Origin of the sequence: Arthrobacter sp. CJ23 (genome assembly GCF_024741795.1) — a bacterium.
In the GTDB taxonomy this organism is placed as follows: Bacteria; Actinomycetota; Actinomycetes; order Actinomycetales; family Micrococcaceae; genus Arthrobacter.
Window position 1 is genome coordinate 900,541 of record NZ_CP102950.1, and the last position, 18,328, is coordinate 918,868.

Genomic DNA, 18,328 nt, shown 5'->3' on the forward strand with positions numbered 1-18,328 from the left:
CGCTCCCGTAAACTGGCCCCGTTGCCATAGCCACTATTACGACGTCGAATGACCCGAGGAACTGATGAGCCCCGCTAACGAACCACGCCTGTCCAAGGCCGAACGCACCGCCCAGGCCCGTGAACGGGCCCGCGAGATCCGCGAAGCGCAGCTGAAAAAGGACAAGCGCAACAAACTGCTCATCGCCTGGGGCATTGTGGTGGCCGTGGTGGCCATCATCGCCGTAGTGGCACTGGTGGTCACCACCAGCCTGCAGCAGAGCGCACCGGTTGCGGATGAAGGCCCGACGCCGGCCAACGGCAATGTGCACGGCGGCGTGACGCTGCTGGCCAACACCGAAGTGGTGAAGACCCAGTCGACCACGGTGAAGCTCGCCGACGTTCCTTCCGCTCCCGCGACGAAGCCGGCCACGGTCACGGCGCCCGGCGCCGAGGCCGAGGCGGGCAAGCCCGTCAAGGTGGTGGCCTACATCGACTTCATCTGCCCCGTCTGCAAGCGCTTTGAAACCACCTACGGCGAGACCCTGACCACGCTGCGCAACGAGGGCAAGATCTCCGTGGAATACCGTCCCCTCGGCTTCCTGGACAACCAGTCCAGCACCAACTACTCCTCCCGTGCGGCCAACGCGGCCGCCTGCGTGGTGAACACCTCTCCGGAGAAGTACGCCGACTTCTTCAACCTGCTCTTCGAACGCCAGCCCGCCGAAGGCAGTGCCGGCATCTCGGACAACGACCTCAAGAAGCTGGCCACCGATGCAGGCTCGGCCAGCATCGACTCCTGCATCGACACCAAGCAGTTCCGCCCCTACGTGAAGTACTCGACCCAGGAAGCCGCGGCAATCGGCATCACGGGCACGCCCACCGTCTTCATCGACGGCAAGCAGTGGGCCGGTACCACCGACCTGGCCGCGGATATCCAGACGGCCATCGACGCCAAGGGATAGCTTCCGCGGGTCTTTCCCGGTTCCGCTCGTGGGTTCGGGCCGTACACGCTGCTTCGACGCAGCGAGTGCGGCCCGAACCCGTTTGTCGGGCGTCCGCGGGGCCAGTGCGGGGCCGAAGTGCGCCGTCCCCGGCAGGCCGAATTTCCGTGCCGGGGACGGTCTGGGCTACCCTTATCTAGCGCTCGCGCGCACTGTTCCGGTCCGCCGGAACGCCAGCTCCGGTATGCCGGGGCGTGCCTCCTTAGCTCAGTTGGCCAGAGCACCGCTCTTGTAAAGCGGGGGTCGTCGGTTCGAATCCGACAGGGGGCTCCACACAAGGCCCTGAGCTGCGGTTTTAGTCTCGCAGCGCAGGGCCTTTTGCACTTGCGGCTTGCCGCCGCCAGCGGGCGGAGGCCCTTTGCAGTTCCGCGGTTACTGTCGGATTGCTGGTTGTCTCGCCCTGGTTAGTGAACGTGTGCGAGTCCCTGACCTTCAGCGCTCCGGACGTCCCCTTCTGTATCCTGAGCCGAGTACGTGTGGAGTGCGGCTTCACGGTCGTGACGGCGGCCCAGGACTGCGGTGGCGATTGCGTTGGCGCGGACGTTGGTGGCCGTGCGGCCCATGTCTGGCCCGGGCGACCTCAATGGCGGATTGTTCGACTTCAACGAACTCTGCGCATGACCAAGGGACGTAAGATGACTGGAACCCCGACTCGCCAAGCCGCGGCAGACGTTTTGCGCGCCTGGGCGCTCGACGAGAACCTCAAGAAGCTCGTGATGGGCTCGCCTTCCATGGCTTCACTCGCCGCCCATGTCGCTAAACGCTACTCCGGCGGCGAGTCCATTGAAGACGTCCTCGATTCTGCCCGGGCAAGCATGGCGCGCGGACATGCAGTCAGCATAGAATACGCGGGCGAGAGTGTTCGCGACGCGGAAGTTGCCAACGCGGAGACCGACATTTTCCTGCGGCTCATCGCTGAGCTCGCACAGTCAGGCATGGCCTGCACGGTCTCGGCGGACCTTTCCCACATCGGTGCAGTAGTTGACCGTGAACAAGGTCTTCGCAACGCGCGGCGTATCATTTCAGCGCTTGAGCCGCTTGGCATGACCTTCATGATCTCAGCGGAGGGTTCGGACCGGACTGACCTCGTGCTTGGTATCTACGAGGAGCTCGCGAACGCCCACGACAACGTCGGCATCACCATTCAGGCCCGCCTGCACAGAACCTCTGCCGACCTTGACCGGGTCCTGGCGCTGCCTGGCCCCATTCGGCTTGTGAAGGGCGCTTTCCTCGAACCGGAGGACATCGCCTATCCCAGAGGAAGCGTTGAACTACAAGAGGCCTACCTTGAGATGGCCCGCACGCTGATCGAAAGCGGTCATCGCGCCGCTATCGCGACCCATGACGCCGAACTTCTCGACAAGCTTTTCACTGCAGTCCCCGCGATTTACCATGCCGGCCATATTGAGTTCGAAATGCTCCTCGGTCTCGGAACCGAAACCCTTGACCGTCTACACTCCGAAGGCTTCGCGACGCGTGAGTACTCAATCTTTGGCGGCGAATGGTGGCTGTATGTCCTCAACCGCATCGCCGAACAACCGGACCGCGTCTTCGATGCCATCGTCGACCTTGGATCCTGGCGCCAATCGCCTCCGGATGATGGAGTTTAGTCGTGAGTGTGCACAGAGAGGGGCAGTAGCCCCACCTGAAGCAGCAGCAGACGTGAGCGGGCCGGCTTTGGGATGTCATGCCGATGAGTCCGGGAAGCCTCCTCGATGTCCACGCAGCCCACCGGCTCCGCGTGGACCGATATCGAAGACGGCTCGGTCTCGTCGTTCGGCAGCGCTGCTGGGCTCGACTTGTGGGCGTCAATAGCGCCCGCATGGAGCCTCCAGTAGGCCTCTGCTGCAGCCGGGCGGGATCCGGTCTTCGGGGCCCTGCACCTGGCTGGGGTAGATGCGCCCGGCATTGCAACGCACATCTGAAGCGGCAGCCAGAACCAAAGCGGCGGCCAGAACCAATTAACACCCCTGTGACACGCCGGAAACCGCCCCCGAATTCGCGCCGGATACCGTGGCCGCATGAACGCATCACTTGCCGCCAGGATCGGCTCCGGAATCGTCGCCTGGATCGAGGCTGCCTACTTCCACCAATGCGTTGACCGGACCCCGGAAGGCGCCCTTGAAACCACCCGCTACGGGTGGCTTCCTGCCCTGAGCGGAGTGACGGTCGCCAGCACCCAGGCGGCCAAATGGCACGAGGAATCGGCCAGGCCGGGCACCTGAGGAAACGAGGTTTGGGCTGCAGAATGTCGCGTTGGGCACACTATTCGTTTATTGCGTGTAATATGCCCTAAACTGCTTCACTGAGGTGCCTGAAATGGCACTATGCAGCAACGAAAGTGAACCCCTCAATGGCTACCGATTACGATGCTCCCCGCAAGACAGAAGAAGAGTCTCCCGCTGAATCGCTCGAGGCCCTTCAGGCGTCGCGCGGTGCGGGTGCCCAGACCGCAGTCATCGACGTCGACGAGAACGACACCGCGGAGGGCATTGACCTCCCGGGTGCCGACCTCTCCGGTGAAGAACTGACCGTTGTGGTTGTCCCGGAGCAGTCCGATGAATTCACCTGTTCATCCTGCTTCCTGGTCCGTCACCGGTCCCAGATTGCCCTGGAAAAGAACGGCCTCAAGTTCTGCAAGGACTGCGAAGGCTAGAATTTCCCAAAACGCCGTAACGCGGAAAGCCCCGTCAGGTTCCCCCCAAAGGCCGGACGGGGCTTTTGCGTGCATTCCGTCGAAAATCACGCTTTGGTGTCGTTATGTTTGGTCACGAACGCAGTCCCGAAGGCCCTCAAAAACCCTTCTGGAGCCGCGAAAAACCAGCCGCCGATTACGCTCCTGTGACCCCGGAACAGGCCTACTAACGGTTGGGCGCCGAAGCGGCCACAAGCCCGCCAGAGGGCCTTGAACGCTCCTACGCTTGAGGTATCCAAGCACTCCAGGAGGTGGCCAAATGAAAAGAATTCACGTGTGGCTGGCAGCGGTATTGATGGCTGCCGGACTCGGACTGGTGGCTCCGGGGCCCGCCTCGGCAACCACGTCATATTGCGGCATTGTGTGGGGTTCCCTGGCGAAGGCCAACCCGACCATGAGCGCCGCCAATGTCACCAATGTCAGGACGGGGCAGCATCTTTGCTACGACCGGATGGTCATTGATCTCCAGGGGAAGGTCCAAGGCTACTCGGTCCAGTACGTCCCCGTGGTGGTCCAGGACGGTTCCGGCTTCCCGATCCCGCTTCTGGGCGGCGCGTTCCTGCAGGTCACCGTGACTGCACCGTCGTACGACCAGAACGGCCAGGTCACCTACAATCCGGCAGCCAAGGCCGAACTGTCCAACGTGAGCGGTTACCAGACCTTCCGCCAGGTGGCCTACGCGGGCAGCTTTGAAGGCTACACCAGCATCGGCCTGGGCGTCCGCGCTCGCCTTCCGTTCCGGGTCTTCACGCTCGACGGCCCCGGCACCGGATCGCGGCTGGTAGTGGATGTCGCCCACCGCTGGTAATTGGGTTCGCCGAATAACTGCCAGAACGCGGGAAAGCGGTCCGTTCGCCGGAAGTCTCCGGCGAACGGACCGCTTTTCAGCGTTCTCGATGTAAGGGCTACTCCGGGACCACCAGCGCGGGGGTGTCCCGGCGGATCGTCTCGCCGCGGAAGAAACCGGGACGGATCCGGGCCATGATCACCATGAACACCGCGCCCAGGGCCAGGATCCCGATGCCCAAGACGAACACCAGCCCCACGCCGCCGATCTCCGAACCGCTGCCGAACTCCGGATCCCAGCTGTCCACGGCGGTCTGCAGGAACACCACGAACAGGCCCACGCCGCCCAGCACCGGGCACAGGAGCCGCAGGACGAAGTTGCGGACACTGCTGAATACGCTCTCCCGGAAGTACCAGGCGCAGGCGATGGCGGTCAGGCCGTAGTAGAAGCAGATCATCAGGCCGAGGGCCAGGATGGTGTCGTTGAGGACGTTCTCGCTGATGACGTGCATGATGGCGTAGAACCCGGCGGACAGCACGCCCGCGGCCACGGTGGCGAAGCCCGGCGTCGAGAACTTCCTGCTCATGTGGGCGAACGGCTTGGGCAGGGCGCCGTAGTGCGCCATGGCCAGCAGGCTGCGCGACGGCGAGGTGAAGGTCGACTGCAGCGAGGCGGCCGAGCTGGACAGCACCGCCAGGGACATCAGGATGGCGAACGGTCCCATGACGGGGGAGGCCAGTGCCGTGAAGACGTTGGCGCTGTTTTCCTCGTTGTTCAGGCCGATCCCGGTATCCCCGACGCCGGCGAACATCATGGTGGCGATGGTGACCACCAGGTAGATGCCCAGGACGACGACGGCGGTGAGCGTGCCCGCGAGGCCGGCGGTCTTCTTGCCGTTGGCCGTCTCCTCGTTGACCGTCAGGCAGACGTCCCAGCCCCAGTACACGAAGATCGACAAGGAGATGCCGGCGGCGATCTGCCCGAAGGCCTCGATCTTGGTGACGTCGAACCAGTCCCAGCTGAACGGGATGGCGGTCTCGGACGTGGACCAGTTGGCGAAGGCCATGGCCACGAACAGGCCCAGGACCAGCAGCTGGAAGCCCACCAGGCCGTACTGGACGATCTTGGTGGTGTGCAGGCCCCGGTAGCTGATCCACACCGCCAGCGCCACGAACACGAAGCAGGTGGCCACATTGAGCAGCTTGTTGGCGGCAAGGTCCGCCAGCTCCGGTGTGCCGGTCAGCTGCGCCAGGAACAGGTAGAAGAAGTCCACCGCCACGCCGGCCAGGTTGGACAGGACGATGATGTTGGCCGCGAGCAGCCCCCAGCCGCCCATCCAGCCCACCCACGGCCCGAACGCCTTGGTCACCCAGGTGAACGTGGTGCCGCTGTCCGGCGAATCGGCGTTGAGTTCGCGGTAGGCGAGGGACACCAGGATCATCGGGATGAATCCGATGAGGAAGATGACGGGCAGCTGCAGCCCGGCCGCGTTGACGGTGGGGCCGAGCGCGCCGGTCAGCGTGTAGGCCGGTGCGATGGTTGAAATGCCGAGAACGACGACGGCGAGGAGCCCCAGCTGCCCCGTCTTCAGTCCCTTGCCGGTGACTCCGTGCGGATCACCGGCGGCGGTGCTGTTGAGGGCGGCTGCGTTGCCGCCCTGGCTGATTGTCTGGCTCATGGTGGGCCCTTTCTAGACGGCCGCTGGCTGTTGCTGGGTGATGCAGTGGATTCCGCCGCCCCGGGCGAACAGTTCGCGCGCGTCAACACTGACCACGCGGCGGCCGGGGTAGGCATCGGCGAGAATGCGGAGGGCCTTCTCGTCCATGGGGTCGTTGAAGCTGCAGGCGATGACGCCGCCATTCACCACCAGGTGGTTGATGTAGCTGTAGTCCACAAAACCCTCCTCGTCGCGGAGGGTTGCCGGGGCCGGGACTTCGATGATGTTCCAGTCGCGGCCGGCGGCGTCCTGCGTGGTGCGCAGGAAGTCGATGATGTCCCGGGAGACCTCGTAGTCCGGGTGGTCCGGGTTCTGCTGGGAGTGGACAAGCAGCGTTCCGGGGGAGGGGATGGCCGCCACGATGTCCACGTGGCCGCGGGTACCGAACTTCTCTGAGTCCCGGGTGAGGCCGCGGGGCAGCCAGACCACGTGGGTGGCGCCGATGGTGCGGGCCAGTTCCTGCTCGATGTCAGCTCTGGTGAGACCCGGGTTGCGGCCCGGATCCAGCTGCACGGTCTGGGTGACCAGCACGGTGCCTTCGCCGTCAACCTGGATGCCGCCGCCCTCGTTGACGATCCCGGACGGGATGTGCCGGGCGCCGGAGCGGCCGGAGACTTCGGCCGCGATGAGCGAGTCCTGGTCCCACGACGCCCAGTCCTGTCCGCCCCAGCCGTTGAAGATCCAGTCCACGGCACCGAGCTGCTTGTGCGCATCCAGCACGAAGGTGGGGCCGATGTCCCGCATCCAGGCGTCGTTCAGTTCAGCGGTCAGTACCTCGACGCCGGGGGCCAGGTACCGCGCGGCGGTATCGACGTCGTCGGGGTGTACGACGACGGTGACCGGCTCGAATTCGAGCACGGCGTTCGCGACGGCGGCCCAGGTGGAACGGGCGGCGTGCGCCGCTTCGGGGGTGTCGCCCAGGGTGTAGCCGCCGGTGGGGAAAGCCATCCAGACGCGCTCCTGCGGAGCGGTCTCGGCGGGCATGCGCCAGTCGCTCATGCGTGTGTGTGGGTGGACGGTTCGGTGCGGGCCAGGGAAGCGGGGGCTCCGAGGCAGGTAACTTCAATCATGATGGCAAGTTCTCCGGTGAGACGGTAGTCACTAAATGAATGACGTTCATTTAGTATGGACGGAGAAGTGCCGGGAAGCAAGGGAAAAATGAATTTAGTTCATTTGGGTGAGGGCGGAGCGACTCAGGCGCCGCCGAGTACTGGTTTGCCCAGTCACATGGATTAGCTGCTGCCGGCGGCCTCGGGGCGGGCGTCAAGTGCGGCGGCAAGCAAGCGGTCAAAGCTGGCGGTCCCGTTCTTTGGTGGGATGACGGAGAACACCACAAACCAGTTTTCGAGGGCATCGTTCTCCAGCGAAGGAGTCCGTTTCACCTGCAGATGCAACCCCGGCACACCGTTGACGAGGAGCGGAAGCTGTTCGCCGCTCTTGGCACGTTGCCGGAAATCCCTCACCGAGAGTTGGTCAGCACTGGAACCGGTCACTTCAAGGATGGTGTCGTTGACCTTCTTGGTCAGTCCCCGCATGACGTTCCTCTGGCCGTTGACCGCGGGAATCGTGAGAATGGCCGCGAAGAGGGCTGTGAACAACGCAACGGCACCGGCATTCCTGAGGCCGGGCATGAAGAGCATCAAGATCAGGCCCAGAATCAGGCCAAGGATGCTGAACACGACAAACTTGATCATGGGGTCTTTGCCCGGATTCCTTGACCAGCGCACCAGCGTGACGGTGTTCCTGAGTGGCTGATCGCGCGCTGAACTTTCCATGCCTAGTGCCCCTTCACTTCCATCAGCGCTTCAGCCAGGATGACTGCCTCGCGTGCTTCCTTGAGATCTCTGCCCAGGCCCAGATCGGCAATGGTTACGGTGGCGCCGGCCGCGCCGGAAAGTTCGGAGAAGGCCCGGTTTAGGTTTTCGCGGTCTTGTGACAGCATGCGGGACGAATTCAGTTTGGCTCTGCTGATCTCAAGCTCCAGGAGGGAGCTGCCGAGTGCGTCGCGGCGTCATTGCATGACCGATAGTTTTTCCGAGACGCGAAGGGCGCGGTCGCGGAGCGCGGATTCCATGTTCACAGCCATGTCATGAAGCTCGTTCAGCGTGGCGGCAGTCTGTGGATTCCCAGATTGCCGGGCCAGCTCCATGCCGACCTGGGCGCGCCGCCGTTCCCACGTCCGCACGGCTGATTCGTAGGGTCCCAGGAGCAACGAAACCGCCGCAAGCGCCTTGTCGAGCGACACGGCCCGTTTGCTCAGGTTTGCCGTGGCGGCGTCCAGCCTCGCGAGGAACGCCGTGTAGCTGTCATGGGGCGGGATGTCCTTGGGATTCATGCGTGGCCCGCACGTGGCACCTCGGCCGGGTGTCCCCGCCGGTCCCGCTCAGGATGGCGGGGTTCCGCACGCCAAAATGCGACCCCAACGCTCATGTCAAGAGAATAGAGGCTGTGAGCTCGTTGTCATAGGGGGCCGGGGCGAAGGTGGCCGTGAGCGCCCACGGAGCGGGCCGCCGGCAAGCCCGGTCCACCAGCAGAAGCAGCTTCCTGTGGGAATGTCAGTTGACGGGCTGTCCAGCGGCCTGGACAGCACCGCGATTATCGACGCCTTGTTCCGCCAGTCAATCCGTTCTGGTTTGCATTGGGGCTAAGGCAGCCTTACAAGACTTCCGAGGCTCTCCCAGGTTTTGGTCACATTGTTGAGCACGATCGTGTCAGCACCGGAGCCTTTCACCTCCCTGAGCCCGAACTGCATCCCGTCGATGAAATATTCGTGGAACGTTCCGTCCTTGGAGGACCGCGGACTGAGCAAGACGACATACTCTTTGCCGGCCTCGATGTCGATATCGTCCATGAGCTTCATTTGGACGTACTTCGGCCCGATCGGCCGCTGGCCGCCATTCGTGGCGAGGCCCTTGTCTTTCTGCTGCTGGGTCCGGCTGTTCCAGAACTCTTCGAAGGTAATGATCCCGCCGCCCCGAGAATAGTTCACGTGGCCACCGGCCGCCAGGTCACCCTTGTAGACCTCACGGACCGTCATTTTCCCAATGGTCTGCGGGGATACGTATTGCTCATAGATCGGGCTGAAAACCCGTCCGCCGTCGATGGAGTCGATATGCACGCGGGCCACGATGGGAGCCCTGTCGTATCCGTAATACGGGTCCTTCATGTCCCAAAGAAAGTCATCCCTCGCGGCCCCAAAAAAGTCAGCGCCGGTTCCGACGTGCTGGATTTCGTCACTCGGGATGCTGGCGTACGCATCATGGGGCACCGCTGTTTCAGCCGGCCTGAGCTGCTGATTCGACCCACGATTTGTCGCTGGGTCGGCAGACTTGGGTACGCCGGATAGGACGATGGCGCCGACGCTGGCCGCCCCTATCGCCAGCAGCACCCTCCGCGAAGGGTGGGGCTTACGCGGCTGCAGCTGGGATGGCATTTCCACGAGCTGCTTGCGGAGCGCATCGCTCCGCTCGGACTGAAACTGATGGGTCTTCATACCGTCCTCCGTTCATGCATAACCCGGGACCCAACCGCCTGGTCACTGGAAATTTCGTTGTATAGATGTCCGAGCCTGGTCTTGGCCCGGTTAAGCCGGGACTTCACGGTTCCTTCGACGATCCCGAGGGCGGCGGCGGCGTCCCTGATGCTCATGCCTTCGACTACGCAAAGGGTCAGAACGTCGCGATCTGCCGTGCGCAGCCGTACAAACGCCTCCCGCAGGGTTGCCGCCTCGTTGTCCTGCTCCGCGGCGTCGATGAATGCGTCGGCTACGTCCGGACTATCGACTGGCCGGGGCAGCCGGTCCAGGAAGTTCCTGTACCTCCGACGCTCACGCAGATCGTTCTTGATGGTGTAGTTGGCGGTGACCAGCAGCCAGGCAACAATCGAGTCGTTGACCACGCGGACATACTCCCGCCGACGCCAGGCCTCATAGAAGACCATTGCTGTGATGTCTTCAGCCCCATCTGCAGAGCCGACAAGTTTCACGCAGTGACGGAAAATGCGGTCCCGATGGCGGTCAAAGACGGCACCAAAGGCTTCGCCATCACCGGTCACGACTCGCTGCCACAGCACCTCGTCTGAACCGTCCCGGTTTCCGCCCATACCCCATAGTGTCCGGACCACTGGAAAGGTTCCATCATTTGCGAAAGAAGCCGGACTAGCCGGCCACGAAGGAAAGCGAGTCCTTCCCGTTCGTCCAGATCAGGGTGTCCTTGCTGTAGCCCAGTTCCACGGCTCCGTCGAGGAAGTCGAGGACCCATCGCTGCTGCTCACTCGTTGGTCCCGTGCAGCCTGAAGCGCCGAGGGCCCGCTGCCCCGTCAGGCGCATGGTGTTGCCTTTGATCGTGACGACGGCATCAAGGGGACCGCACGGCATCCTGACCACCAGATGGGTGTCCCCGCTGACTTTGGAAAGTTTCGCCGTAACCTCGCCGGCGGTCACCCAGGGGATAGCGGCGCCGTCATCGGATCCGGCTGTGCTGGTGTATTTCCCACAGGGGGCGTCAGAAACGAACTGGGCACACTCACTTGCTGGTCTTGAAGTCTGCACCGGGTCCGGCGCACCGGGGTTGGAGCCGCACGAGGCCACTGTCATCCCGAGAAACAGGACAACAGCGGTGATGGCAAATATCCTGCGAATCTCCATGGCCCCCGCCCAATGTCGAATTGCTCGAAGCATAGGCGTCCCGAGCCCTTTTGTCAGGAGAAGACGAGGGCAGAGTGCTGGCCGCGATCTATGATGCGCGAGGACACCAGGTGGATATGTAACAGCTGTTACATATCTTGATTGTGCCACCTACTGAGAACTCCGCCTGGCTCGTCATGATCGTGCAGGTTCCCGCGGCGCCATCCCGTCATCGCGTGGCCGTCTGGCGGGAATTGCGGCGCTTCGGCGCCGTCCCGCTCGGACAAGGGACCTGGGTTGCCCCCGACGTACCGGCCTGCCGGGACGGGGCCAACAAGGCCCGTGATCTTGCCCAGACGGGAAAGGGCGAGTTGATCCTGCTGATGACGCATGCCAGTGACGACGACGCCCCACGGCTGCGTGCGCTCTTTGACGCGGCACGGGAGGATGAATGGAGCGAATTCCTGGCTGACTGCGTGAAATTCACCGAGGAAATCGCTCGGGAGATCGCCAAGCAGAAGTTCACGCTCGCCGAGCTCGAAGAGGAAGAGCAAAGCCTGGACCGGCTCCGCCGATGGTCGCGGACCATCCGCGCCCGCGATGTTTTCGGCAGTGCCGGTGCAACACAGGCCGAGGGAATGCTGGTCCGCTGCACCTCAGCGCTGGATGAGTTCGCCGGGCTCGTCTACCGGGAAGTCCACTCATGAGCCCCTCGCCCCTGAGCCCCACACGGCTGGGACCTCGGCTGGGCGCCGCGACCTCCTCCGCGCCCTTGTATGCAGCCGGTTTCGTGACGGCTTTCGGTGCCCACAGCATTGCTGCAGGCATGGGTGCCCAAAGCGAGAACATCGGCCTGACTTTGCATACTCTGGGGCTGCTGCTGGCTGCCTATGACATCTCAGAGGTGTTCCTCAAACCCATCTTCGGCGCGCTCAGCGACAGGACCGGCACCAAGCCCGTCATTGTCGGGGGCCTCCTGGCATTCGCCGTTCTTTCACTTCCCGGGCTGTGGGGAAGCGATCCGCTCATGCTCGGACTGGCACGCCTCGGCCAAGGAGCCGCGGCATCAGCCTTTTCCCCGGCAGCGTCGGCCATGGTCGCACGCAGGGCCGGTGGAAAGAAGGCCGGCACGTACTTCGGCCGGTACGGATCCTGGAAGAGCCTCGGCTACGTCATCGGGCCACTGCTGGGCGCGGGCCTGATACTCGCCGGAGGCTTCACGCTGCTCTTTGCCGCGCTCTCCGTGTTGGCAGCAGTTGCAGCCGTGTGGGTCCTCATCTGCGTCCCCCATCTGGATCCGCTCCCGCGCCAGCGGTACACGGTCATTGATTTGGCCCGACAAGTCACGGAACGGCGTTTCCTGGTCCCCACACTGGTTCTCGCCGCTTCCACGGCCGCGATGGGCTCGGCGATTGGCTTCCTTCCCGCCTTGGCGGCTCAACATGGCATGGGCCCCGTCGCAGGCACGGCAACGGTAAGCGTCCTGGCGATAGCCTCGCTGCTTGTGCAACCCCGGATTGGCGCGCTGCGCGACCAGGAACGCATCGGCGACAGCCACGGGATGACCACCGGGCTCCTGCTCACGGCAAGCGGCGTGGCCCTCATCGCCCTGGTGCCGGGGCCGGTTACGTTGTTCATCTCGGCCGCAGCAATTGGTGCGGGCATCGGCATCTCCACGCCTTTGGGCTTTGCCCACTTGGCCGAGACCACACCGCCCGAACGAATGGGAAGGACCATGGGCTCGGCCGAACTCGGCCGCGAACTTGGCGACGCCGGAGGCCCGCTTCTCGTCGGAGGCATCGCCACGGTCAGTGCCTTGCCCCTTGGCCTCGGAGCCCTCGCGCTGCTGGTAGCTGCCGCCAGCCTGCCCCGTGTCACTGGGAACCGAGCAAGACGCAGCCAAGCCGAGACCTAGGAAGCAGGATGTTGCTGGGCTCCCGAGAGCTGTAGATTCCGCTTGCGGGGGCGGATCTCGACGTCACAGATCGAGCCCGCACCCGGGGCGAGGAAACGGTGGGTGGTATGGCGGACTGGTGGTAGATGAAATCGCCGACGTCATCGACCACGTAGTCGTTCGGACGCGTGCCCGGGACAGTCGCATCGCGTGCCGTTCCCTTGTTGAAGGCAATGCACTCCATGGTGGATTCATCTCCTGCGGAGGGGACGGCCGCCCGGGGTCTTAATGGGTTCCATATGCCTACCGGCGAAGATTTAGCACGCTCTTAGTGGGCCCGATTCTCGAGAACGTGCAGCTACTCCCTCTCGATCGGCAGACATGGCAGACTTCGGCCATGAGTATCGAGCACTGGTGGCTGAAGCTGAAGCCGTCCACCCGGAAATGGCTGATCGAGAACAACGGCGACGCGGTTCCCCCGGAAGTGGTTACGGAGATCACCCAAGTCGGCGGGCCGATTCCTTCCGATGCCTGGTGGGTTGGTCAGACCGGGCTCTCAGGGTTCTATTTCTCGGACGAGGCGGTCGACTGGATCGAGGCGGTAGGGAACGGCGAAGCGCCCGAGGTTCCCTGACGGCGCCGCCGTCAGGGCATCCTGAGGCCGCGGTCAGCAGACGCGGAACCACTGGCGGGCCTGGCTGGCGGCCTGCTGGACTTGCCTTGGGCGACTCCAGCGACGGCGGCGATCAGGGCGGGTATATAGAACCAACCAACGGTTGCGGAGCCGATCACTACGAACACGGCGAGAGCAGCAGTGGTCGGAACGGACAGGTAGATCCGTGCCCTCCCCTTTAGCAGGAAGGGCAGTGCGGTCAGAGCCACAGGAATGAGTAGCGGCACCAAGACGGATGCCCCAACTGTCTCAAACAGGGTTGAATGGCTAACCTGCCCTGGCCCGCCGTTCGTCAGTCTTACCTTTACGTAGACCGGAACCAGGAGCAGGACCAAGGACGCAAGCATCGAGAGCGCGACAGCAACGATCTGGCCATGAATCTTCGGAACCGGACGGCGTTTCACATGGCTCCCAGGTGCACTTCCATAAGTCAACGAAAACATGGTTCCAGGGATTCGACCAGATGTTGTTCAGCACGCGCCCACTTGAGACATGACGACTTTCTGGGCGTCGTCCTCAGAAAGGATGAATGGATCCGTTCAACGAAGCACGAAGTCTCACAGCGTGTTCTTCAGGTGCGGGTTCGGACAGTCCCGCCACCCGCCTCAACGCCACTCGCCTCAACGGCACCCGCTTCGCGGTGCATCCGGACGTCACGAACGGATCCATGAAAGCCCGGACACGCACCTGGTGACGCTCAACGGCGCCGCATCCGTCGTGCGCGAGAGCCTCGCCGACGTCGTTGAACTGATCGCGAACTACCGACCTGGCCCTGAAGGAGGTGGACCGCCTCACCGGGCAGATGGAATCCGCGCTGAAGGCGGCCCAGTTCGATGCCAACGTCCAGTGCCAGATCGGGGAACGCGGGCTGACCGTGAAACTGGTGGGATCGCAGGCGCTCTTCCTGCCGGACCGGCCCGAGCTCACCCCGCGGGCCAGCCAGATCCTGGACGCCATCGCACCCGCCCTGGCCCCGGACGGCGAGCCATGCTCCCCAAAAGTGAGATCTCGGCTCTTTCACCCAATGAAAGAGTCGAGATCTCACTTTTTTGTTTGTACAGAATTGCCTGAATACACGTGTCGATGTACATTTTGAGAATGGAAACCCTCACGCACGCCCCGGTCCTGGCGCGGTTCGGCTACGCGGTCTCTGATCCCACCAGGGCACGGATCCTGCTGGCGCTGGCCGCAGAACCCGGCTACCCCTCGGAGCTGGCCGACGCCCTCGGGGTGTCGCGGCAGAGCATGTCCAACCATCTGACATGCCTTCGCGGCTGCGGCCTGGTGGTGGCCCTTCCGGACGGCCGGCGGACCCGCTACGAGCTCGCCGACGCCCGGCTGGGCCATGCGATCACGGACCTGATCGGCGTCGTGCTGGCCGTGGACCCTGCCTGCTGCGCTCCGGATGGCGAGTGCCTGGTATGACCGCCCTGCAGCAGGCGCCCGGCCTGGCCCGCCGCGCCGTCCTCAGCCGCCGCATCCGGATCTTCGCCGCCGCCACCATTACCTACAACGTCATCGAGGCCATCGTGGCGCTCTGGGCCGGCGGCGTCGCGGATTCCTCGGCGCTGATCGGCTTCGGACTGGACTCGGTGATCGAGGTGGCCTCCGCCGTCGCGCTCTCCTGGCAGTTTTCGGCCAAGGACCCCAAGCGGCGCGAGCACCTGACGCTGCGGATCATCGCCGTCTCCTTCTTCGCCCTGGCGGCCTTCGTCGCCGTCGACGCCGTCCGCTCGCTGGCCGGCGGCGGCGAGGCGCAGCACTCCACGCCGGGCATCGTGATTGCGGTGCTGAGCCTGGCGATCATGCCCGTCCTGTCCTGGCTGCAGCGCCGCGCCGGCCGCGAACTCGGCTCCCGGACCGCCGTGGCCGATTCCAAGCAGACCCTGCTGTGCACCTACCTCTCCGCGGTGCTGCTCGCTGGACTGCTGCTGAACAGCGCCCTGGGCTGGTGGTGGGCCGACGCCGGCGCCGCCCTGGTCATTGCCGTCATCGCCGTCCGTGAAGGCGTCAACGCCTGGCGCGGAGACGTCTGCTGCACAGTCCCGCGCACCGAGGCAGCCCAGCCCGCGGCGGAGAAGGATGCTGCCGCCGGCTGCTGCGAGGAATGCGGATCCGGGTCCCACCCCCGGGCCGTGGCCTTTGGACTCGGGAAGGAGCAGCCATGACCAACTACGAATTGCGCATCATTGCGGACTGCCCCAACAGTGGCCCGGCACTGGAGCTGTACCGCAGGGCCCTGGCCGAAGAGGGCCGGGATGCCGAGGTGCATGTCCGGGAAGTCAGCTCCGAGGACGAAGCCCGGGAGCTGGGCTTCCACGGTTCGCCGACGTTCATGATCGGTGGAAGGGACCTGTTCCCGTCGAGTGCCGAGCCTGCCGTGACATGCCGCGTGTATCCGACTCCGGACGGCCTCTCGGGACAGCCCAGCCTCGCTGCGTTGCGTCTGGCGGTTCGTTTGGCCATCTTGCGGGCGGCTCAGCCCAAGTAGGGGTCCTGATCGGGACGAGAACCAGTGACCCCTTGACTTCCCGGCCTTTCGGCGGATACTTAAGCATATGCTTAACAATCAGCGGCAGGACGTGGATCTCGATTCCGTGTTCCAGGCTCTCGCCGACCCTACCCGCCGGGCCATTGTGGTCCGGCTCTGTGAGGGACCGGCGTCGGTCTCGGAGCTGGCGAAGCCCTTCTCCATGAGCCTGCCGGCGATTGTCCAGCACCTTCAGGTCCTGGAACACAGTGGGCTGGTGCGCAGCGAAAAGACCGGACGGGTCCGCAGTTGCAGCATCGTGCCCTCAGCGGTCCGGTCCGCCGAAGCCTGGCTCGGCCTGCGCCGGACCAGCGCGGAGCGGCGCCTCGACCGCCTGGAGGAGTTCCTCAGCATCCCGGATAACACCACTCCGGCCAACGAACACTAGGAGCACGTCATGACCACGCCCATTACGCACGCGAGCTTCAGCCTTGAACGCAAACTCAACGCCCCGGTATCCCGCGTCTGGTCCGCCTTCGCGGACTACGGCAACAAGAAGAAGTGGTTCGTGGGCCCGGAGGAGTGGGCCCAAGGCGAATCCAGCCTGGACTTCCGCGAAGGCGGCAGCGAGACGGATTCCGGTGGCCCCGAAGGCGGCTTCGTCTCCACCATGAAGGCGGTCTACCACGACATCGTTGAGAATCAGCGGATCGTCTACAGCTACGAGATGCTGCTCGACGGCGAACGCATGTCAGTCTCCCTCTCCACCATCGAGATGGAGGCCGACGGCGAAGGCACACGCCTCACCCTCACCGAACAGGGCGCCTACTTCACCGACGAAGACCATGTGGAAGGCCGCAAAGAGGGCACCGAGGGACTCCTCGATGCCCTCCAAGCCTTCGTGGAAGGCAGCTGAGCGGCTACTTCGCGGTCGGCACGTGGCGGAGCACGACGGCGGCAAGCACTGCCGCGCCGGCCATCAGTACCAGCCCGATCGCCGCGGTGACATGGACGCCCGATTCGAAGGCTGCCCGGGCCGCTGCGGTCAGGGCCTCCGCCAGGGGAGCGGGCAGGGCTGCGGCTGTCTCCACCGCACCGGCCAGCGTTTCCCCTGCTTGCCCGGCCCCTGCCTCTGAAAGCCCTTCCGGCAGCAGCAGGTTGTGCTGGTAGGACGCGGTCAGGATCGACCCCAGCACCGCGGTCCCCAGGAGGGAACCCAGCTCATAGCCGGTCTCCGAAATCGCTGACGCTGCGCCCGCCTTGTCCGCCGGGACGGCGCCCAGGATCATGTCGTTGGAAATCGTCTCCGCCGAACCCACGCCCAGGGCAATCAGCAGCAGCGCGGACAGCAGGAACACCGGGCCCTGGCCGTGGTCACCCAGGGCTGCCACCGCATAGCCGGCGGCGCTGAGGGCCAATCCGCCCGCCACCACCAGGCCTGGGCGGATCTTCCTGACCAGGGGCACCACCAGCAGGCCTGCCACCACCGTGGCCAGCAGGGCCGGGACCATGGCGATTCCGGCCTGCATGGGGGACTGGCCGTCCACCAGCTGCAGGTGCTGGGCGAAGAAGTAGAAGAAGCCCGTCATTGAGAACAGGGACAGGATGTTGGCCGCGATGGCCGTGCTGAACACCCTGTTGCCGAAGAGCCGGACGTCCAGCATGGGGGAGTCCAGGCGCCGCTGCCGGCGCACAAACAGCACGCCCATGAACAGGCCCAGGGTCACGAATGCGGCTGCATGGGGGGCCATGCCGTGCGAGGCGAATTCCTTGATGCCGTAGACGGTTGGCGCCATGGCCAGCATGGAAAGCACGATGCTTGTCACGTCAACGCGGCCGGGGTTGGCATCCCGGGACTCCGGGATCAGGAAGGTGCCCAGCGCCAGCAGGGGCAGCAGCAGGAATGCCGCCACCAGGAACACCGCACCCCACCAGAAGTGCTCCACGAGCCAGCCTCCGAAGATCGGGCCCAAGGCGGCACCGCCGGAGAAGCCGGCGGCCCAGATAGCGATCGCCAGCCGCCGCCGGTTCGGGTCGGCGAAGATGTTGCGGATCAGGGACAGCGTGGACGGCATCAGCATGGCGCCGAAGATGCCCAGCGCCGCACGTCCGGCAATGAGCCACTCTGCCGACGGCGCGAACGCCGTCACGGCCGACATCACGGCGAAGCCGGTGCTGCCGATCAGCAGCAGCCGCCGCCGGCCGATCCTGTCGCCCAGGTTTCCCATCGAGACCAGCAGGGCCGCCAGCACCAGCGGGTAGGCGTCCACGATCCACAGCAGCTGCATGCCGCCCACGTCCAGCGAGCGGGCAATTTCCGGCAGCGCAAACGTCAGTGCGGTGTTGTCCACCGCCACCAGGAGCACCGGGACCATCAGCAGGGCCAGGGCGGCCCAGTCGCGCCACGGCGCGGACGGGGTGGAGGTGGTGGGGCTGTGCAGGGTTGTGGTCGGGCTGAGCATATTCATTACTGTACCGTCCAGACG

23 protein-coding genes, 1 tRNA gene and 1 pseudogene are annotated in these 18,328 nt (G+C 64.5%); 16 read left to right on the forward strand and 9 right to left on the reverse strand.

All coding sequences use genetic code 11. The features are described from left to right. Positions 1-64 precede the first annotated feature (64 nt). From NVV90_RS04070 to NVV90_RS04095, 6 genes are all read left to right on the forward strand, one after another. Positions 65-943 (forward strand): DsbA family protein, encoded by an 879-nt coding sequence (locus tag NVV90_RS04070; RefSeq protein ID WP_258439917.1) that lies wholly within the window; start codon positions 65-67, stop codon positions 941-943. Positions 944-1,178: 235 nt separating this feature from the next. Further along, positions 1,179-1,255: transfer RNA gene (locus tag NVV90_RS04075), tRNA-Thr, on the forward strand. 362 nt (positions 1,256-1,617) lie between these two features. Next, the gene (locus NVV90_RS04080; RefSeq protein WP_258439918.1) at positions 1,618-2,592 is read left to right on the forward strand and encodes a proline dehydrogenase family protein; all 975 of its coding nucleotides are present in this window, start codon (positions 1,618-1,620) and stop codon (positions 2,590-2,592) included. A 411-nt stretch (positions 2,593-3,003) separates the two neighbouring features. Then, a complete protein-coding gene (locus NVV90_RS04085; protein ID WP_258439919.1) occupies positions 3,004-3,207 on the forward strand; it encodes a hypothetical protein in 204 nt (67 codons plus the stop codon). A 128-nt stretch (positions 3,208-3,335) separates the two neighbouring features. Then, positions 3,336-3,638, forward strand: a complete 303-nt coding sequence (locus tag NVV90_RS04090) for a DUF4193 domain-containing protein (RefSeq protein ID WP_258439920.1) — start codon at positions 3,336-3,338, stop codon at positions 3,636-3,638. Positions 3,639-3,936: 298 nt separating this feature from the next. Continuing rightward, positions 3,937-4,485, forward strand: coding sequence for a hypothetical protein (locus NVV90_RS04095; protein WP_258439921.1), 549 nt, complete (start codon positions 3,937-3,939; stop codon positions 4,483-4,485). A 97-nt stretch (positions 4,486-4,582) separates the two neighbouring features. Here NVV90_RS04095 and NVV90_RS04100 read toward each other — a convergent pair whose 3' ends face one another. From NVV90_RS04100 to NVV90_RS04135, 8 genes are all read right to left on the reverse strand, one after another. Then, positions 4,583-6,142: an APC family permease gene (locus NVV90_RS04100; RefSeq protein WP_258439922.1), complete on the reverse strand. Its 1,560-nt coding sequence runs from the start codon at positions 6,140-6,142 to the stop codon at positions 4,583-4,585. A gap of 12 nt (positions 6,143-6,154) precedes the next feature. Continuing rightward, positions 6,155-7,180, reverse strand: coding sequence for an agmatine/peptidylarginine deiminase (locus tag NVV90_RS04105; protein ID WP_258439923.1), 1,026 nt, complete (start codon positions 7,178-7,180; stop codon positions 6,155-6,157). A 233-nt stretch (positions 7,181-7,413) separates the two neighbouring features. After that, a complete protein-coding gene (locus NVV90_RS04110; protein WP_258439924.1) occupies positions 7,414-7,956 on the reverse strand; it encodes a hypothetical protein in 543 nt (180 codons plus the stop codon). A 2-nt stretch (positions 7,957-7,958) separates the two neighbouring features. Next, a complete protein-coding gene (locus NVV90_RS04115; protein ID WP_258439925.1) occupies positions 7,959-8,123 on the reverse strand; it encodes a hypothetical protein in 165 nt (54 codons plus the stop codon). Between the two features lie 69 nt (positions 8,124-8,192). Then, a complete protein-coding gene (locus tag NVV90_RS04120) occupies positions 8,193-8,516 on the reverse strand; it encodes a hypothetical protein (RefSeq protein WP_258439926.1) in 324 nt (107 codons plus the stop codon). Between the two features lie 309 nt (positions 8,517-8,825). Next, positions 8,826-9,674, reverse strand: coding sequence for a hypothetical protein (locus tag NVV90_RS04125; protein WP_258439927.1), 849 nt, complete (start codon positions 9,672-9,674; stop codon positions 8,826-8,828). Beyond that, positions 9,671-10,165: an RNA polymerase sigma factor gene (locus NVV90_RS04130; RefSeq protein WP_258439928.1), complete on the reverse strand. Its 495-nt coding sequence runs from the start codon at positions 10,163-10,165 to the stop codon at positions 9,671-9,673. Before NVV90_RS04130 ends, NVV90_RS04125 begins: the two co-directional genes overlap by 4 nt. Positions 10,166-10,337: 172 nt before the next feature. Further along, a complete protein-coding gene (locus NVV90_RS04135; protein WP_258439929.1) occupies positions 10,338-10,622 on the reverse strand; it encodes a hypothetical protein in 285 nt (94 codons plus the stop codon). A 347-nt stretch (positions 10,623-10,969) separates the two neighbouring features. Here NVV90_RS04135 and NVV90_RS04140 point away from each other — a divergent pair, with 347 nt between their 5' ends. The 10 genes and pseudogenes from NVV90_RS04140 (at position 10,970) to NVV90_RS04185 (ending at position 16,758) form a co-directional block, all read left to right on the forward strand. Further along, on the forward strand, positions 10,970-11,512 hold the full coding sequence (locus NVV90_RS04140; protein ID WP_258439930.1) for a Chromate resistance protein ChrB: 543 nt from the start codon (positions 10,970-10,972) through the stop codon (positions 11,510-11,512). Beyond that, positions 11,509-12,720 (forward strand): MFS transporter, encoded by a 1,212-nt coding sequence (locus NVV90_RS04145; protein ID WP_258439931.1) that lies wholly within the window; start codon positions 11,509-11,511, stop codon positions 12,718-12,720. Before NVV90_RS04140 ends, NVV90_RS04145 begins: the two co-directional genes overlap by 4 nt. A 376-nt stretch (positions 12,721-13,096) precedes the next feature. Further along, positions 13,097-13,333 carry a hypothetical protein gene (locus NVV90_RS04150; protein WP_258439933.1) on the forward strand — a complete coding sequence of 79 codons (237 nt, stop codon included), beginning with the start codon at positions 13,097-13,099 and terminating at the stop codon, positions 13,331-13,333. Between the two features lie 564 nt (positions 13,334-13,897). Further along, positions 13,898-14,086: pseudogene (locus NVV90_RS04155) on the forward strand (hypothetical protein); the annotation flags it as partial. Between the two features lie 67 nt (positions 14,087-14,153). Then, positions 14,154-14,468: a hypothetical protein gene (locus NVV90_RS04160; RefSeq protein WP_258441264.1), complete on the forward strand. Its 315-nt coding sequence runs from the start codon at positions 14,154-14,156 to the stop codon at positions 14,466-14,468. A 2-nt stretch (positions 14,469-14,470) separates the two neighbouring features. Then, positions 14,471-14,797 carry a helix-turn-helix transcriptional regulator gene (locus NVV90_RS04165; RefSeq protein ID WP_258439934.1) on the forward strand — a complete coding sequence of 109 codons (327 nt, stop codon included), beginning with the start codon at positions 14,471-14,473 and terminating at the stop codon, positions 14,795-14,797. Beyond that, a complete protein-coding gene (locus NVV90_RS04170) occupies positions 14,794-15,540 on the forward strand; it encodes a cation diffusion facilitator family transporter (RefSeq protein WP_258439935.1) in 747 nt (248 codons plus the stop codon). Before NVV90_RS04165 ends, NVV90_RS04170 begins: the two co-directional genes overlap by 4 nt. Next, positions 15,537-15,863: a hypothetical protein gene (locus NVV90_RS04175; protein ID WP_258439936.1), complete on the forward strand. Its 327-nt coding sequence runs from the start codon at positions 15,537-15,539 to the stop codon at positions 15,861-15,863. The genes NVV90_RS04170 and NVV90_RS04175 overlap by 4 nt, the downstream gene beginning before the upstream one ends. Positions 15,864-15,930: 67 nt before the next feature. Then, positions 15,931-16,290 (forward strand): metalloregulator ArsR/SmtB family transcription factor, encoded by a 360-nt coding sequence (locus NVV90_RS04180; RefSeq protein ID WP_258439937.1) that lies wholly within the window; start codon positions 15,931-15,933, stop codon positions 16,288-16,290. 9 nt (positions 16,291-16,299) lie between these two features. Then, a complete protein-coding gene (locus tag NVV90_RS04185; RefSeq protein ID WP_258439938.1) occupies positions 16,300-16,758 on the forward strand; it encodes an SRPBCC family protein in 459 nt (152 codons plus the stop codon). 4 nt (positions 16,759-16,762) lie between these two features. Here the strand turns inward: NVV90_RS04185 and NVV90_RS04190 are convergent, their stop codons facing one another. Next, the gene (locus NVV90_RS04190; protein ID WP_258439939.1) at positions 16,763-18,304 is read right to left on the reverse strand and encodes an MFS transporter; all 1,542 of its coding nucleotides are present in this window, start codon (positions 18,302-18,304) and stop codon (positions 16,763-16,765) included. Positions 18,305-18,328: the final 24 nt, after the last annotated feature.